The sequence below is a fragment of the Streptomyces cupreus genome (assembly GCF_014257025.1).
GTDB lineage: Bacteria > Actinomycetota > Actinomycetes > Streptomycetales > Streptomycetaceae > Streptomyces > Streptomyces cupreus.
The window spans coordinates 93,946-107,990 of the sequence record NZ_JACMSF010000008.1 but is presented as its reverse complement, the minus strand read 5'-3'; the positions used below and the strand labels follow the sequence as shown (position 1 = coordinate 107,990).

Sequence of the window (14,045 nt, the reverse complement as noted above, 5' to 3'; positions counted from 1 at the left end):
GTGAGAGATGACAAGTGAAGAGAACTGGGGAATGCCCCCCATTCCGGTTCCTCCCCTCGGGGTGAAACGGCTTCTCCTGGTCGGTACCGGATCGTCCAACGCGGCTTTTCTTCCCCTGTGGGTCAACTGGTTCCAGGTCAGTTATCCGCAGATCGAATTGCGCATCGTCCTCACTCGTTCCGCTCAGCGTTTTGTGACCAGGGAGGGCCTTTCCGTTCTCACCAACAGAATGGTCTTCGAGGATTCCTGGTCCGAGGAACCGCAGGTCCGCAAACTCCATGTGGAACTGGCGAGCTGGCCGGACGCGATCGCCGTTTATCCGGCGGGGCTGCACTTCATCGCACGGCTCGCGCAGGGCCTCGCGGACACCCCGGTGACGATGGCGCTGCAGTGCACCGAGGCCCCGATCGCACTGGCCGCCGCGCTGCCGCCGGGCGGCTGGGAGAGCGCCGCCATGAGCGACCACCGGGCCCGGCTCGCACAGCGCGCCAATGTCGTGCTCCAGCCGCCGGTCATGGGGCTGAGCATGACCACCGGCCGCCATGACGGCAACCAGCCGGACACCCTCCCCAACCTCCTCGGAAGCCTTGAGGACCTACGCCGGGCCCGACAGCCCCAGGAAGCGGTGAACGGTGCCCGCTGAGGGCGGGCATGTGGCGGTCTTCACCGCGGCCGCGTTCAGCCACATCAACCCGCTGCTGGGCACGGTCGCCGAACTCGTACGGCGCGGCCTGAAGGTCAGCTACGCCACCACACGCGCATTCGCGCCGCTGGTCGAAGCCGCGGGAGCCACGGCCGTGGTCTTCCGCTCCTCACTCCCGTCGGACCCGGCCGCCTGGCCCACGGACACCCGCCGCCTCCCGCTCCTCTACCTCGACGACGCCCGCGCCACGCTGCCGGAGTTGGCGGCGTCCTTCACCCATGACCGCCCCGATCTCGTCCTCACCGAGGACCCGGCCGGCGCCGGAAGCGTCCTCGCCGCGAGGTGGGGCATCCCGTCGATGCAGGTCTGGACGTATCTGGCGGCGGCCCGCCACTGGTCCCTCACCGAACCGGGAACGGGCACCGCGAACCCTGTGGCCGCCGAATTCCTGTCCCGGCTCGGCGAGTTCCTGACCCAGGAGGGCCTGACGACGACGGCGCGGGACCACCTGAACACGGGCCTGGCAGGCGGACTGGTCCTGATCCCCCGCTCCTTCCAGCCGGACGGCGACACCTTCGGCGAGGAGTACACGTTCACCGGGCCTGCCCCCGCCCCCGAGCCCCGACCACCGGCCTGGACCCCGCCGGAGGGCAAGGACCCCGTCGCTCTGGTCTCCCTGGGCTCCATCGACCACGCCCACCCGGAGTTCTTCACCACGGTGGCCGAGGCGTTCACCGGCCTCCCCTGGCACGTGGTGATGGCGGTCGGCGACCGCTGCGAGCCGCCCCCGCTGCCCCCCAACGTCGAAGCGCACCCCTGGGTACCGAACACGGCCGTCCTCCGCCACGCCCAACTGGCCATCCACCACGGAGGTATGGCCACCACGATGGAAGCCCTGCACCACGGCGTACCGTCCCTCGTGGTTCCCCGCCTCCCGGAACAGACCGGCAACGCCAGACGCGTACGGGAGCTGGGGCTCGGCGCGGCGATCCCCTTCCGCTCCGTCACCCCCACCGCCCTGCGCACCGCCGTCCTCCACCTGCACGCCCACGAAGGCGTACAACAGCGGGTCAGTGCTATGCGCGAGGAGATCCGCCGCGCAGGAGGAGCCCGGGCGGCCGCGGATGCCGTCGTACGACGGCTCACCTCCGTATGACCGGCGAGGTGATCGGCGACGGCTTCATAGCCCGGTACGTCCGCCAACACCTGCCGCTGAACCGGCCGGTGACGGTGCTGGCCGCGGGAGTCTCAAGAACGTCGGAAACCGCACCCGAACCCTTCGCACGCGAGGCGGCCCTGGTGACCGAAACGGCCCGCCGCTGCCGCGAGCAACGACGCCTGATGGTCTTCCTGTCCACGGCCGCCGGCGGTCTCTACGGCAGACAGGGCGAGGGCCGCGAGGACGCGCGGATCGCTCCCGTGACCCCCTACGGCAGGCACAAGCTCGCCATGGAGCGGATCGTCTCCGACTCCGGCGCCCCCTGGCTCACGCTACGGCTCAGCCACCTCGTCGGCCCGGGCCAGAACCCGGCACAGCTCATACCGGCGCTCGTGCGCCAAGTCCGGTCCGGCACGGTCGTGATCCATCACGGAGCACGCCGGGACCTGCTGGACGTCCGCCACTTCCGCACGGTCCTGGACCGGCTGCTCACCCTCGGCGTACACGGCAGGGTCGTCAACGTGGCCGCCGGAGTCTCCTTCGCGGCCGAGGAGATCGTGACGGCCGTAGAGGCGGCGCTGGGACAGCGCGCGCACCGGATCCCGCGCGAGGTGCCACCGGAATCCCTCCGGATCTCCAACCACCGGATGCGGGTCCACGTCCCCGAATCCGAGCACTTCGGCTTCGGCCCCGCCTACCTCGACCGCCTCATCACCCGTTACGTACGTACGGAGGCGGCCGAGCGAGCCGTCACCTAGCCGCGCGCCATGCGGGCCAGCCAGGGCGTCAGGTTGGCGTCCACGATCAGTTCCTTGTACGTCTCGTCCCCGGGCAGCGGCACGATCAGCCACTGGCCGGGGGGAAACAGCCGCCCCTTCGTCCGGGCGAGCCCGCTGTAGACGGACCGGAGGAACGCGGGGACGGAGTCCCGGGGAACGTCGTGGAACTCGACCCCGTCGACGGTGATCCTCGCGTCGTCCTCGGGGAAGAGCCGGACGCTCACGGCCGGTGATCCCGCCAGCTCCACGAACGCCTCGTGCGGCAGCGAGCCGTCGGGGTCGAACACCGTGAAGAGCTCGGCCGAGGTGCGCCGCGAGGTCTGGTCCGCGCCGATGTCGTCGGTGACCGACATGGTCAGTTCGAACTCCATCGCGAGGTCACGGATCGCGACGACAGCGGCCTCGGTGGTCGGCAGGTGCGCTTTCTCCATGACCCGATCATGCCCGACGGAGCAGGTGAGGTCTAGACCACTCGGCCGATGGCTTCTCGCGAGCCGCCCTCAGTCCCCGGTGCGCTCCGGTGTCGCCGGCGGCTCGGTGGGCGACGGCGCGGGCGGGCCGAAGAGGACGGCCCGGGCCACGGGCGGGGCGAACAGGGCGGCGACGGGCTCGGAGAGGGTCAGGACCGCGCGGAAGGCGCGCCCCACGACAGGGTCGCCGGGAGACCGCTCCTGGACGCGGCGCAGATACCAGCCGGCCACCCGGTCCGCGGCCCCGCTGTCGGTCGCGGTGCCGACCGCGCCCGGCATCGAGCGGTCCGCCCCGGCGGAGATGTCCCACGCCTGCCGGGACGCCGCGAGCAGCGCCCGCTGCACGCGGCGCGTCGTGGGCGTCCTACGCCGGTCGGCCAGCGCGTCACGCAGGGCGACCGCGCTCATGGCGGCGACGGCCATGCCCTGCCCGTAGATCGGGTTGAAGGCGCACAGGGCGTCGCCGGTGGCGAGGAACCCGGCCGGGCGGCGGCCGGGCAGGTCGTAGCGGCGGCGGATGTTCGCGGTCCGCCGGTACCCGAACGCCGGCGACAGCGGTTCGGCGTCGTCCAGCCACCGGTCCAGGAGCGGATGCCCCAGCCTCTTGGTGTACGTCACGAACTCGTCGTCGCCCGTGGGCGGTTCGTCGCCGCGCAGCCCCGAGACGATGACCAGATGGCTGCCGTCCTCCAGCGGCAGCGCACCGCCGCCGTGGAGCTGTTCGGGGCCGGGATAGACGTAGTAGCCGAGGGTCTCGCCGTCGAGGACGCCGTCCTTGCCCCGGTAGACGCGGGAGGCGTAGGCGAGCCCGGTGTCGATGGTCTCCTCGTGCGGCCCCTCGGCACCGATCGCCGCGAGCCACTGCGGAGCCTTGGTACCGCTGCCGGAGGCATCGACCACCAGGTCGGCCTCCAGGGCCCGTTGCTCCCCGCGGGCGTCCCCGGAGCGGTCCCGCAGCAGCACGCCCCGCACCCGCGAGGCGTCCCCGAGGAGCCCGACGACTTCGGCCCCCTCCACCACGCTGATCCTCGGGTCCGCGAGGACCCGCGAGCGCACCAGCGCCTCCAACTGGGCACGGGAACCGGTGTAGATGTGGGTCGTCGGGGGCACCCGGCGCAGCCAACGGCCGCTCTGCCACAGCACCAGGTCGGACGGCAAGCCCACCCAAGGCGCCCCCGCCTTCCGCAACTGGGCCAGGAACCCCGGCAACAGCGACTCCAACGCCACCTGACCGCCCTGGAGCAGCACATGCGGATGCCGCCCCTGCGGCACACCGGGCCGTGCCTCACTGCCCTCCGGGAAGCGGTCGCGCTCGACGACGGTCACCCGATCGGCATGCCCGGCCAGGACATGCGCCGCGAGGAGCCCCGCGAGGCTCCCGCCCACGACGACCGCATGCCGCCCACCCGGGCGGCCCGTCTCTCCGGCAGAGTTCACCGATCCACTCCCCTGGTCGCCACATCACGAGAAAGCCCAAGTATCCCGCGCCGCAAAGGGGGGTTGACCTAGATCCGGCCCTTCCGCAAGCCGGACTCAGCCCTCGTCGGGCGTCAGCCGCAGAGAGATGCTGTTGATGCAGTACCGCTGATCAGTGGGCGTGGGATACCCCTCACCCTCGAAGACATGGCCCAGGTGCGAACCGCACCGAGCACACCGCACCTCCGTCCGCACCATCCCGTGCGAGGTGTCCGAAAGCAGCTCCACCGCGTCCGAGTCCTTCGGATCGAAGAAGCTCGGCCACCCACAATGCGACTCGAACTTGGTGTCCGAGGTGAACAGTTCGGCACCGCAGGCGCGACAGGAGTAGACGCCCTTGGTCTTGGTGTCCGTGTACTCACCGGTGAACGCCGGCTCGGTACCGGCCTGCCGCAGTACGGCGAACTCGGCCGGGGTCAGTTCCGCGCGCCACTGCTCGTCCGGCTTCTCGACGTCGTACGACATGAGCCTCAGCCCCTCACTTCGACAGGCGGTCCAGGATCTGCGGGCCGAGGTCCGTCACGTCGCCCGCGCCCATGGTGAGAACGAGATCACCCGGCTTCGCCATTCCCGCCATGACGGAAGCCACCTCGCCCTTGTCGTGCACAGGCGTCACATCGGCGCCCGCGACCCGGGCCGCCTCGATGATCAGCTCGCTGGTGACACCGGGGATCGGGTCCTCACGGGCCGGGTAGATGTCGAGGACCAGGGAGGCGTCGGCCAGGGCCAGCGACTGGCCCATCTCCTTGCCCAGCTCCTGGGTGCGGGAGAACAGGTGCGGCTGGAAGACCACCAGGATGCGGGCGTCTCCGGCGGCCGCGCGCATGGCCTCCAGGTCCGCCGTCATCTCCGTCGGGTGGTGTGCGTAGGAGTCGATGACCTGGACCCCGGCGGCCTCGCCCTTGAGCTGGAGGCGCCGCTTGACGCCGGTGTAGGCGGCGAGGGCCGGGGCGAGCTCGACGGCCGGAATGCCGAGCGCCACGCCCGCCGCCAGCGCGGCCACGGCGTTGTGGGCGTAGTGCCGACCCGGGACGGAGACCGTGAAGGTGAGCTCCTGGCCGTCCAGCACCACGGTCACCTCGCTCTTCAACCCCTGAGCGATGACGGACAGCACCCGCACATCGGCGTCCTGCGACTCTCCGTACGTCACCACCCGCACACCGTCGAGGCGCCGCGTCAGCTCGCGCGCGCCCTCGTGATCGGCGGAGATCACCAGCGTGCCACCGGGCACGATCCTGCCCGCGAAGGTCTCGAAGGACTCGTAGATCTCGTCCATCGACGCGTAGTTCGCGTGATGGTCCAGCTCCACATTGAGCACGATCGCCACCTCGGGCGCGTACTTGTGGAAGCTGCGGTCCGATTCGTCGGCCTCGGCGACGAAGATCTCCCCGTCACCGTGCAGCGCGTTGGACCCCGGCGCGTCCAGGTCACCGCCGATCGCGTACGACGGCTCAAGCCCGAGCGCGCTCAGCGACACGGCCAGCATCGAGGTGGTGGTCGTCTTGCCGTGCGTACCGGCGACGGCGATGGGCCGCAGCCCGTCCATGAGGGCGGCGAGGGCGTCGGACCGGTGCACCACCGGAATGCCGAGTTCGGCCGCGCGTTCCAGCTCGGGGTTGTCGGCCCTGATCGCCGAGGACACGACGACACAGCTCGCGTCGTCGGCGAGGTGCTCGGCCGCATGCCCGATATGCACGGTCACGCCCAGCGCGCGCAGGGCCTCGGCGGTGGCGGACTCCTTGGCGTCGCTACCGGCCACGACGGCCCCGCGCTGCGCCAGGATCTTCGCGATGCCGGACATCCCCGCACCGCCGATGCCGATGAAGTGCGGTCGCTCCATGGCGGAGGGAAGGCCGGGTGCCATGCGCATATCTCCCAAGATCCGGTACGACGAAGGTGCCCCCAGCCTATGGTGTGCGGCGACTGCCCGAAGAACTACGCCTTGCTGTGCGAGAACAGCTTCAGCACCGGCACGCCCACCTTGTGCCGGGCCCGGGAGGCCCAGTCCCGGTGGAAGAACTCCTCCACGTAGTGCGGATCGGTGAGCACGATGACCTCGTCCGCCCCGATCTCGTCCACCAGGGACTTCAGCGCGTCCAGCGGATGATCCTCGATCAACCGTCCTTCGGCCTCGTTCCCGGACGCCCGCAACGCCTGAAGGGACACGTCGAGCGCCCGCTCCCCGAAACCCTTCGCCTCCTCACCTTCCGGCGTCTCCCGCTCCCGCGCCGCCTCGTCCAGTTCCCCGAGCGCGACGTCGTCGATGGCCCGCAGCAGACGATCCGCCTGGTCGCCGCGCGGCTGGAGCAGCACATGGAAGGAGACCGACTCGTCCCCGTGCAGCGTGGTGACGAACTCCACGTCTGCGGACGTCAGAGCCTTCTCGATCATCAATACGCTTCTGAACACCAGGCGCCCCTTCTCCTGCAGGCCCTGCGAGGCCCTGCGGAAACCATCCTGCCCCGTGATCGCACGGGGACTGCGAGTTTTAGTGTGCCCGCCGGAAGCTAAACGGAACGGCTGATTCCGCCGTTTCCCCCGCGCCTCCCGTCAGACCCGCCCGTACCGGGTGAAGAGAAAGCCCTCCTCCTCCAGCAGGGACACCAGTGCGAATTTCCGAGGCACCTCCACCGCGGGCCCGTCGGCGATCCGCTGCGCGTCCCCCGCCGTGAGCATCGGGGAGACGGTCAGGCAGATCTCGTCGAGTACCCCGGCGGCCACGAGCTGACCGAGCAGCCGCGGCCCGCCCTCGGTCAGCAGCCGCCGGTACCCGAGCTCGGCGAGGGCCCGTACGGCACGGGCGGGCTCCACACCCGCGCCGTCACCGGCGAACAGCACCCGCGCGCCCGCCTTCTCCGCCGCGGCGATGCGGTCGGGGGCCGCGGCGGCGCCGGTCAGCAGGACGGTCGGTACCAGTGGGGAGGTGAACAGGGGAAGGGAGAAGTCCAGGTCGAGGCCGGCGCTGACGACCGCGATGGCGGGCGCGGGTGCCTGCCCGGCCGCCTCGCGCCGCGGCGCGAAGTCCGCACGCGCGCGTGCGGGGCGGTACCCCTCCTGGCGTACCGTTTGCGCACCGACGACCACCACATCCGCCAGCGCGCGCAAGGTGCCGAAGATCCGCATGTCGGCCGCGCTGGAGATCGGCTGCGACTTCCCGTCGTGCTGGGCGGCCCCGTCGAGCGTGGAGACCATGTTGGCGCGCAGCCAGGGTTCGGCGGAGTCGGGATAGGCATAGACCTCGGCCAGCTCGTCGAGCGTCCACTCACGGTCGTCCGTCTGATCGGTCACGGGGAACAGGCGTCGCATGCGGGCAGTGTTCCACGCGCGGGTGAGGACGTACCCACTCAGAACCTGGGCCTGCGAGGCCGCTCCCGCCCACCCCCTAAAATCGGGAGACGTGTCCTCCTCCACCACCGCCGGCGATACCCCCATAGCCGAAGCGACCCCCCTCTCCCTCTGCTCCCGCGAGCCGCACGTCCCCGCGGACCGCCTGGTGGCCGAGATGGTCCCCCCGCCCCGCTTCGACTCGGTCCGCTTCGGCACCTACATCCCGGACCCGAACCAGCCGAGCCAGACGGAGGCGGTCCAGGTCCTGGAAACCTTCGCGGCGGGACTCGGCGGAGCACACGCGGTGGGCGGCGGCAAGCGCGGCTTCTTCGGCCTCGGCAGGCCCAAGGCCCCCAAGACCCCGCCGGGCCCCCGCGGCGTCTATCTGGACGGCGGCTACGGCGTGGGCAAGACCCACCTCCTCGCCTCCCTCTGGCACGCCACCCCCGCCGAACCGTCGCTCAAGGCGTTCGGCACCTTCGTGGAGCTGACCAACCTCGTCGGCGCCCTGGGCTTCCAGAAGACGGTGCAGACCCTCTCCGGGCACCGCCTCCTCTGCATCGACGAGTTCGAGCTCGACGACCCCGGCGACACCGTCCTCGTCTCCACCCTGCTCGGCAAGCTCGTCGACGCCGGTGTCGCCCTCGCCGCCACCTCCAACACCCTGCCCGGCAAGCTCGGCGAGGGCCGCTTCGCGGCGGCCGACTTCCTGCGGGAGATCCAGGGCCTGTCGGCGCACTTCCGCCCACTGCGCATCGACGGCGAGGACTACCGCCATCGCGGTCTGCCCGAGGCGCCGGCGCCGTTCGGCGACGAGCAGGTGACGAAGGCGGCGTACGCCACCGAGGGCGCCTCGCTCGACGACTTCCCGCATCTGCTGGAGCATCTGGCGAGGGTCCACCCCAGCCGGTACGGCGCGCTGACCGACGGTGTGACGGCGGTGTGCCTGACCGATGTACGGCCGGTTCCGGACCAGTCGACGGCACTGCGGCTCGTGGTGCTCGCTGACCGGCTCTACGACCGTGAAGTGCCGGTGCTTGCCTCGGGACTGCCGTTCGATCAACTGTTCAGCGAGGAGATGCTGAAGGGCGGTTACCGCAAGAAGTACTTCCGCGCGATCTCCCGCCTCACCGCGCTGGCCCGGGACGCGAAGGGCCTCACCGAGGCCCCCTGACCCAACCGGACGGACCGAGGCATACCGCCACACAGAACCTGGGCATATCGTCTAATAAGCGAATACACCGGACCTCTGACAGGGAGGTCGTCATGGTCGAGGAGCTGCTGGCCGCGGCCGCTACCGCCGGGGCCGCCGGGCTGGTCTATCTCGCCGCCGCGGCACGGATCGTCAAGCAGTACGAGCGTGGGGTCGTCTTCCGGCTGGGGCGGCTGCGCGGCGCCGTGCGCCAGCCGGGGCTCGCCCTGATCGTGCCGGGCGTGGACCGGCTGCGCCACGTGAACATGCAGATCGTGACCATGCCGGTGCCGGCCCAGGAGGGCATCACCCGGGACAACGTCACGGTCCGCGTCGACGCGGTCGTGTACTTCAAGGTCGTGGACGCGGCCGCGGCGGTCGTCAACGTCGAGGACTACCGCTTCGCGGTCTCGCAGATGGCGCAGACCTCGCTGCGGTCGATCATCGGCAAGAGCGATCTGGACGATCTGCTGTCCAACCGGGAGAAGCTCAACCAGGGCCTGGAGCTGATGATCGACAGCCCCGCCATCGGCTGGGGTGTGCAGATCGACCGCGTCGAGATCAAGGACGTCTCCCTGCCGGACACGATGAAGCGCTCCATGGCCCGCCAGGCGGAGGCCGACCGGGAGCGGCGGGCCCGGATCATCAACGCCGACGCCGAACTCCAGGCGTCGAAGAAGCTCGCCGAGGCGGCACAGCAGATGGAGGACACCCCGGCCGCGCTCCAGCTGCGCCTGCTCCAGACCGTGGTGGCGGTCGCGGCCGAGAAGAACTCGACGCTGGTACTGCCGTTCCCCGTGGAACTGCTGCGCTTCCTGGAGAAGGCCCAGCAGCAGCCGGACCGCTCCGACAGAAAGTGAACATGCTCTACGCGCGTGGTTCACCTGGCCGGAACCAGATGATAGACACGGCGTCGACACAGTCCTGTCCGCCAGCAGGAAGGTTCCACCATGCCCGAACACGGCATCCAGAGCCGCCGTCAGATGCTCGCCCGCACCGGCGCCCTGGGCGTCTCGATCGCCTTCGCCGGAAACCTCACCGAACTCTTCGCGGGCACAGCGGCCGCGCAGAACCTGGGCCATACAGGCTACGGCCCCCTCGTCCCCGACCCGAACGGCCTTCTCGACCTGCCGGAAGGTTTCCGCTATCGGGTCCTGTCCCGAGAGGGCGACTCCCTGCGCTCGGGAGAGGGCAAGGTCCCCTCCAACCACGACGGCATGACCGCCCTGCCCGGCCGCCACGGCAGAGTCCACCTGGTCCGCAACCACGAGAACCGCAAGACCGCGAGGCTCCCCGTCCCGACGGTCGAGGGCCTGACGTACGACCCGGAGGGCAGGGGCGGCTGTACGACGCTGACCCTGGACGCCCGCGGCAAGGTCCTCTCCGAACGGGTCGCCATCGCCGGTACGGCCGTCAACTGCGCGGGCGGGCCCACACCTTGGGGCACCTGGCTGACCTGTGAGGAGACCGAGGACAAGGCGGGCACCAACGGTTACACCAAGGACCACGGCTTCATCTTCGAGGTGGACCCGGCGGACCCGCACCGCAGCGGCGCGGTACCGCTGACGGCGATGGGCCGCTTCCAGCACGAGGCGGTGGCGGTGGACCCGAGGCGCGGCATCGTCTACGAGACCGAGGACGCCTTCCAGAAACCCTTCGGCCTGTTCTACCGCTTCCTCCCCGACGAGCCCCTGGGCGGCGGAGGTTCCCTGCGAGCGGGCGGCCGGCTCCAGGCGATGCGCGTCCCGGGCGTACCGGATCTGTCGTCGATCCAGGACACCGGCGCGGCCTTCGAGAACATCGAGTGGGTGGACGTACCGGACCCCCTGGCCACCGAAACCCCCATCCGCCTCCAGGACTTCGGCCGCCGGGGCATCACCCATGCCCAGAAGCTGGAGGGCTGCTACTGGGGTGGCCGCTCGGTCTACTTCGTGTCGTCGTTCGCCCGCAGCGCCGAGGGCTCGGCGGCTGACCACTACGGCCAGATCTGGCGCTACGACCCCGAGCGCCGCCGTCTGACCCTGGTGATCGTCTTCGGCCCCGACACGGACATCCAGCTCCCCGGCGAGTCCCCCGACAACATCTGCCTGGCCCCCTCCGGGGGCCTCATGGTCTGCGAGGACGGCAACGGCGCCCAGCACGTCTACGGTGTCACCCGCCGCGGCGAGGTCTACGCGCTGGCCCGCAACGCCCAGAACCTGGGCACCCCGGAAGCCCCGGAGTGGGGCGAGTTCGCCGGCGTCACCTTCTCCCCCGACGGCGAGACGATGTACGTCAACTGCTACACCCCGGGGACGACGTTCGCGGTGACCGGGCCCTGGCGCGGATGAACCGGCCTCTGACCGGGTGACACGGCACCGTGTCGGCGGCTCCCGTAATCAGATAAGGGGCATATCACCGTAATTCTCATACGGTGATCACTCGTGTACGCAGCATCACCGCCGTCTGTGTCCTGGGCGCCGCACTCGCCGCCTGCGGCGCCCCCCAGACCCCACGCCCCGCCCGTCCGGCCCCTTCCGCGACCTCCGTGGCCCCGTCGAAGCCGCCGACGCTCGCGCCGGGGCCCGCCGGGGTGACGCCCGTGTTCATGAACGGGCCCAGGGGCGAGGACAAGACCGTCGCTCTCACCTTCGATGCCGACATGACCGCCGACCAGGGGCCGAGGGCCGCGGCCGGTGAGCGGTTCGACAATCCGGGGCTCATCGCCGCGCTCCGCGAGCTCGACGTACCCGCGACTGTGTTCATGACCGGGCGGTGGGCCGAGGAGTACCCCGGGCAGGCTCGGGGCATCGGGCGGGATCCGCTCTTCGAGGTCGCCAATCACTCCTACAGCCACTACGCCTTCACCGCTGACTGCTACGGACTGCCGACCGTCTCCGAGGACCGGATGCGGGCGGATGTGGAGCGGGCGTACGCTGCCTTCCGGAAGGCCGGGGTGCCGGATGCGATGCCGTACTTCCGGTTCCCCGGTGGGTGCCACGACCGGCGGGCGCTCAAGGCGCTGACCCCGGCCGGGGTGACCGCCGTGCAGTGGGACGTGGTGAGCGGGGACGCCTTCGCCACCGACGCCGACGCCGTGGCCCGGCAGGTGCTGGACGGGGTGCGGCCGGGATCGGTCGTCGTCATGCACTGCACCCGCAGCGCCGCCCCCACCACCGAGCGCGCCGTCCGCACGATCGTGCCCGAGCTGCGGCGCCAGGGGTTCCGCTTCGTGAAGGTGTCCGAGCTGATCGGGGCCGCCCGCGACCGGCGGTGAGCGTTCTACGCTGGAGGCATGAGCGAGGCCGACTACTGCACGATCGCCGACGCGACCAAGCCGCCCAAGGCCGACGGGCCGCCGTACGCGGAGTGTGTGCTGTGCCGGGAGCCGACGGAGTACCCGGAGTCGTACAAGGGCCTCACGCTGTGCCCGGTGTGCGAGTGGCGCGAGGCCGAGCGGACCGCCTGCTCAGGGTGATCTTCGGGAGCTGAGCGCGCAGGCCAGGGCGGTCGCCGCGGCAGTGAACAGGGCTGCCCCGGCCAGTGGCAGCAAGGGCAGCGGAACCGTGCCCGAGCGGGAGCCGGTGACCAGTCCGCTGACCGCCGCCCGCGCCGGGGACCCGGTCACCACCACGGACAGCAGGGCCGTCAGCAGCATCGCGGGGATCGCGCGGCCGGTCGAGCGCAGCAGCGGCCAGGTCGTCAGCGCGCCCACGGCCGTGCCGAGCAGGGCGCAGACCAGGGCGGCGAGCAGGCCGGAGGCGCCGGCCGGCAGTCGGGGCACGGCGGTCTGACGGTCCGCGCTCGTCGGGTCGCTGATCAGCGTCACCAGGACGGTCGCCAGCGCGCCCAGGGTCGCCGCCGCCGTCAGCGCCACGAGCAGGGGTGCCAGGTGCGCCCGTCCCGGTCCTACGGCCGCGGAGACGCAACCTCGGGCGGCGGCGGGCTCGTTGGTGACGCAGATCCGTACGAGCCAGGCGGCGACCGGGAGCAGGGCGGCCGCCGTGTAGCCGAGCGAGTCGAGTATCGGCTGGCCGCTCTGGACACCCACGGCCAGGAACACCGCGTAGAGGATGAACGGCGGCAGCCAGCGCTGGGAGCGGACGAGCAGGTCGGTCTGGTAACGGAACAGTGCCGTCATGGGGTCTCCTCACTGCCCACGGCCACCACGTGCCACGGCGGGCGGGACATCAGCAGCGCTCGGAGCAGGACGTCGGAGTGGGACGCGGGGACGGTGATGCGGTAGGTGCCCGCGGTCGTCTCTTCGAGGGTGGTGAGGGGGAGTCCGGCGGTCTCGGCGGGGAGTGCGCCGCCTCGCGGGCCCTGGGCCACCACCACGGTCCTCGGGCCCGCGGCCGGTGAAGTGGGGTGTTCCGTACGGCGGTTGACGCCTCCGTCCCGGACCGTGCAGATCACGTCCGGCACTCCGGCCAGACGGCTCGGGTCGTGGTCGACGAAGACCACCGAGGCGCCGACGGCGGTGCGTTCCGCCACCGCGCGTTCCAGTTCGGCCCGGGCGTCCTCGTCGAGGCCGGTCCAGGCCTCGTCCAGGACGAGGAATTCGGGTTCGGCGAGCAGGGCCTGGGCGACGGCGACCTTCTGACTGCTGCCCTTGGAGAGCTGCGCCATGGGTGTCCGGGCGTAGGCGGCGGCGCCGAAGCGCTCAAGGCAGGCGTGGGCGGCGCGGGTGGCCGACGCGCGGGACAGGCCGTGCACGGTGCCGAGGTGGGTGAGGTAGCCGACGGCGGTGAAGGGCAGCGCCGACGGGAAGCGTTCGGGGACGTAGGCCGTGCGGGGGCGGCCGGTGATCCTGCCCTCGGTCGGGGCGTCGATGCCGGCGAGCAGCCGCAGGAGGGTGGACTTGCCCGTGCCGTTGGCGCCCTCGACCCGGGTCAGGGTGCCGGGCGCTATCGCCAGGTTGACCGCGCGTAAGACCCAGGGGCCGCGCAGGCCGTAGCGGCGGCCCACGTTGTCCAGACGAAGATCGCGTTGCATACGGCCATCTTCTCCTGCCCGCCGA

The 14,045-nt window shown here is 71.1% G+C and carries 16 protein-coding genes; 8 read left to right on the top strand and 8 right to left on the bottom strand.

Features of this window, described 5'->3' with window-relative positions:
- Nucleotides 1-7 precede the first annotated feature (7 nt).
- Genes H4N64_RS10250 through H4N64_RS10240 form a run of 3 tightly spaced genes read left to right on the top strand, consistent with a single transcriptional unit; the run spans nt 8 to nt 2,560 of the window.
- Nucleotides 8-643, top strand: a complete 636-nt coding sequence (locus H4N64_RS10250; protein WP_186281893.1) for a flavoprotein — start codon at nt 8-10, stop codon at nt 641-643.
- The gene (locus H4N64_RS10245; protein WP_186281892.1) at nt 633-1,799 is read left to right on the top strand and encodes a macrolide family glycosyltransferase; all 1,167 of its coding nucleotides are present in this window, start codon (nt 633-635) and stop codon (nt 1,797-1,799) included. The genes H4N64_RS10250 and H4N64_RS10245 overlap by 11 nt, the downstream gene beginning before the upstream one ends.
- Complete coding sequence (locus tag H4N64_RS10240) at nt 1,796-2,560, top strand: NAD-dependent epimerase/dehydratase family protein (RefSeq protein WP_186281891.1); 765 nt, start codon at nt 1,796-1,798, stop codon at nt 2,558-2,560. Before H4N64_RS10245 ends, H4N64_RS10240 begins: the two co-directional genes overlap by 4 nt.
- On the opposite strand, the gene H4N64_RS10235 is transcribed toward H4N64_RS10240, so the two are convergent.
- The 6 genes from H4N64_RS10235 to H4N64_RS10210 form a co-directional block, all read right to left on the bottom strand.
- Entirely contained in the window at nt 2,557-3,012 is a 456-nt protein-coding gene (locus tag H4N64_RS10235; RefSeq protein WP_186281890.1) for a hypothetical protein, read from the bottom strand. The two genes, H4N64_RS10240 and H4N64_RS10235, sit on opposite strands and share 4 nt — an antisense overlap.
- Nucleotides 3,013-3,081: 69 nt before the next feature.
- The gene (locus H4N64_RS10230; protein WP_186282005.1) at nt 3,082-4,437 is read right to left on the bottom strand and encodes an FAD-dependent monooxygenase family protein; all 1,356 of its coding nucleotides are present in this window, start codon (nt 4,435-4,437) and stop codon (nt 3,082-3,084) included.
- Nucleotides 4,438-4,584: 147 nt separating this feature from the next.
- A complete protein-coding gene (gene msrB / locus H4N64_RS10225) occupies nt 4,585-4,992 on the bottom strand; it encodes a peptide-methionine (R)-S-oxide reductase MsrB (protein WP_186281889.1) in 408 nt (135 codons plus the stop codon).
- 13 nt (nt 4,993-5,005) lie between these two features.
- Complete coding sequence (murC, locus tag H4N64_RS10220; protein WP_186281888.1) at nt 5,006-6,391, bottom strand: UDP-N-acetylmuramate--L-alanine ligase; 1,386 nt, start codon at nt 6,389-6,391, stop codon at nt 5,006-5,008.
- Between the two features lie 71 nt (nt 6,392-6,462).
- On the bottom strand, nt 6,463-6,918 hold the full coding sequence (locus H4N64_RS10215) for an indole-3-glycerol phosphate synthase (RefSeq protein WP_222108773.1): 456 nt from the start codon (nt 6,916-6,918) through the stop codon (nt 6,463-6,465).
- A gap of 159 nt (nt 6,919-7,077) precedes the next feature.
- Nucleotides 7,078-7,833, bottom strand: a complete 756-nt coding sequence (locus H4N64_RS10210) for a pyrimidine reductase family protein (protein ID WP_186281886.1) — start codon at nt 7,831-7,833, stop codon at nt 7,078-7,080.
- 91 nt (nt 7,834-7,924) lie between these two features.
- Between H4N64_RS10210 and zapE the strand changes: the two genes are divergently transcribed.
- The 5 genes from zapE (at nt 7,925) to H4N64_RS10185 (ending at nt 12,503) form a co-directional block, all read left to right on the top strand.
- A complete protein-coding gene (gene zapE, locus H4N64_RS10205) occupies nt 7,925-9,028 on the top strand; it encodes a cell division protein ZapE (RefSeq protein WP_186281885.1) in 1,104 nt (367 codons plus the stop codon).
- Nucleotides 9,029-9,120: 92 nt separating this feature from the next.
- Nucleotides 9,121-9,906, top strand: a complete 786-nt coding sequence (locus tag H4N64_RS10200) for a slipin family protein (RefSeq protein ID WP_186281884.1) — start codon at nt 9,121-9,123, stop codon at nt 9,904-9,906.
- Nucleotides 9,907-9,996: 90 nt separating this feature from the next.
- On the top strand, nt 9,997-11,376 hold the full coding sequence (locus tag H4N64_RS10195; protein ID WP_186281883.1) for a PhoX family protein: 1,380 nt from the start codon (nt 9,997-9,999) through the stop codon (nt 11,374-11,376).
- 83 nt (nt 11,377-11,459) lie between these two features.
- A complete protein-coding gene (locus H4N64_RS10190) occupies nt 11,460-12,302 on the top strand; it encodes a polysaccharide deacetylase family protein (RefSeq protein WP_186281882.1) in 843 nt (280 codons plus the stop codon).
- 18 nt (nt 12,303-12,320) lie between these two features.
- On the top strand, nt 12,321-12,503 hold the full coding sequence (locus tag H4N64_RS10185; protein WP_186281881.1) for a hypothetical protein: 183 nt from the start codon (nt 12,321-12,323) through the stop codon (nt 12,501-12,503).
- Here H4N64_RS10185 and H4N64_RS10180 read toward each other — a convergent pair.
- Entirely contained in the window at nt 12,495-13,166 is a 672-nt protein-coding gene (locus H4N64_RS10180; RefSeq protein WP_186281880.1) for an ABC transporter, read from the bottom strand. The genes H4N64_RS10185 and H4N64_RS10180 overlap by 9 nt on opposite strands.
- Nucleotides 13,163-14,020, bottom strand: coding sequence for an ABC transporter ATP-binding protein (locus tag H4N64_RS10175; RefSeq protein WP_186281879.1), 858 nt, complete (start codon nt 14,018-14,020; stop codon nt 13,163-13,165). The genes H4N64_RS10180 and H4N64_RS10175 overlap by 4 nt, the downstream gene beginning before the upstream one ends.
- Nucleotides 14,021-14,045: the final 25 nt, after the last annotated feature.

Excerpts from the sequence above, each read along its gene's own strand:
- H4N64_RS10250 (WP_186281893.1), top strand. The coding sequence starts at position 8 with ATGACAAGTGAAGAGAACTGGGGAATGCCCCCCATTCCGGTTCCTCCC.
- H4N64_RS10240 (WP_186281891.1), top strand. The coding sequence starts at position 1,796 with ATGACCGGCGAGGTGATCGGCGACGGCTTCATAGCCCGGTACGTCCGC.
- H4N64_RS10235 (WP_186281890.1), bottom strand. The coding sequence starts at position 3,012 with ATGGAGAAAGCGCACCTGCCGACCACCGAGGCCGCTGTCGTCGCGATC.
- msrB (WP_186281889.1), bottom strand. The coding sequence starts at position 4,992 with ATGTCGTACGACGTCGAGAAGCCGGACGAGCAGTGGCGCGCGGAACTG.
- murC (WP_186281888.1), bottom strand. The coding sequence starts at position 6,391 with ATGGCACCCGGCCTTCCCTCCGCCATGGAGCGACCGCACTTCATCGGC.
- H4N64_RS10215 (WP_222108773.1), bottom strand. The coding sequence starts at position 6,918 with ATGATCGAGAAGGCTCTGACGTCCGCAGACGTGGAGTTCGTCACCACG.
- H4N64_RS10210 (WP_186281886.1), bottom strand. The coding sequence starts at position 7,833 with ATGCGACGCCTGTTCCCCGTGACCGATCAGACGGACGACCGTGAGTGG.
- H4N64_RS10200 (WP_186281884.1), top strand. The coding sequence starts at position 9,121 with ATGGTCGAGGAGCTGCTGGCCGCGGCCGCTACCGCCGGGGCCGCCGGG.
- H4N64_RS10195 (WP_186281883.1), top strand. The coding sequence starts at position 9,997 with ATGCCCGAACACGGCATCCAGAGCCGCCGTCAGATGCTCGCCCGCACC.
- H4N64_RS10185 (WP_186281881.1), top strand. The coding sequence starts at position 12,321 with ATGAGCGAGGCCGACTACTGCACGATCGCCGACGCGACCAAGCCGCCC.
- H4N64_RS10180 (WP_186281880.1), bottom strand. The coding sequence starts at position 13,166 with ATGACGGCACTGTTCCGTTACCAGACCGACCTGCTCGTCCGCTCCCAG.
- H4N64_RS10175 (WP_186281879.1), bottom strand. The coding sequence starts at position 14,020 with ATGCAACGCGATCTTCGTCTGGACAACGTGGGCCGCCGCTACGGCCTG.